Annotated in this window: 1 protein-coding gene; it reads right to left on the reverse strand. The window is 51.6% G+C overall.

Going from position 1 to position 1461, the window contains the following annotated elements; all coding sequences use genetic code 11:
- Positions 1-1263: conjugal transfer protein TraH (locus ACOCD2_RS19740; RefSeq protein ID WP_419625934.1), on the reverse strand; the 1263-nt coding region annotated here is incomplete at its 3' end.
- Positions 1264-1461 lie beyond the last annotated feature (198 nt).

The raw sequence follows: 1461 nt of genomic DNA on the forward strand, positions 1-1461 counted from the left end.
GACAAACTTGGCTATGAACGGCACAGCTGAAGGAGCTTTGTGGACATCCACCAGTATCCGGTATAAAGGAATAGGCGTGATATTGATGAAATTCTGCTGTGAGGGGGTAAGGTCTGCACCTGACTGGATTTTTCCGACAATACTGCTGGAAGTCCCTGTTATGTCGTTCATATTATAGGTGCCAAACAGTTCGTAATGAACGATTTGGTCCAGGGTGCGTTCGGTGTAGCGTCCTTCGTACATTGAAGCGCAAGCACGGATGCCGCTATTAAAACTGTTGCACCGCCACATGTTGTAATAATCCTGGTTGGCCCCAGAATTTGTCCCCGTGCCGTTTTTGGCCCACATCATGTTTTCCAGTGAGAAATTCTTCCGATAGTACGTGGGCACGCAGGCGCTCTTCTGATCGGATGGGCTGGCATTACAGCCACCATTACTTTCAGAATTCTTGGGGTCTTCCGGGTATACAACTGTGCCCACGAGACTGATCATGAGTTCAATCGAGAAATTATCACGCGAGCTGTAGTTGGAAAGAATGCTACCAAGCTTCATGACAGCGCTATCTTTGTATAACGCACGAAAGGTGATGTTACCGATCTTATCGACGCCACCGTAGCTGCCTGTGGAGTTGGCGGACTGAACGGCATAGGAAGCGGAATCACTGCCCCAACCGGGGTCGGTGAACATTTTCTGCAGCGCGTCAAAGAAACCATCAGCACCCCCAGCCGCCTTTTCTATTTTTTTCAGTTCAGCCTTTCCAGCGTCATTGAGATCCATTTTGGATGCGACGCTGGCGACAAGTTTGGCGCCGATGGCGCAGGAGGAGGCTTCAAGCGAGTTGATGTTATTCATCAGATCCTGAAGGTGGGCCATGAGAGACGCGCATTCCTGGCAAATGGTGGCGATAGCCAACTGGAAGGCGTAACCTACGGCGGCTGTGCCGATTTGGCGGAGGATTTGCTTGAACTGCTCAGCGCTGATGAAGCTGAAACTGCCGCCGAAGAAATCTATGCCGTTACAGCCTGCCTGAAGGTGTGGTGGCGCGACATGCATAAGCCAAATGTTTCGGATGGGCCAGCGCATCTGAAAGGAGCCCCCGGTGAGAACGCCGCGCCGCTGCGACATGTAAACGCCCGGATTTGTGGCGGTGGACGACAGCATGTCTGACAGCGCATCACTCAATGAAGCGCGGGCGGGAGGTGCCGATGTGAAAACAGCAACGGAAAACAATGTGGCAAACAGAAACGAAGCAAAGCGGCTCATCATTTTTCCGCGCACCCCATCAGCATGATGGCGGCAGAGCGCGCGGCCTCCAGTAATTAGGCATAAAGAACATCAACCCGGCATTCATGCCGGAATAGTCCACCTGCCTATATTACGAAGGTATGCATCAATGTGGCGGTTTGTAAAAGACGAAAAAAGTCGTTTTCAACTATGGATTGAGCAGGGATGGTGTTGGCT

The sequence above is a fragment of the Thiolapillus sp. genome (genome assembly GCF_048562965.1).
Lineage (GTDB): Bacteria > Pseudomonadota > Gammaproteobacteria > Chromatiales > Chromatiaceae > Thiolapillus > Thiolapillus brandeum_A.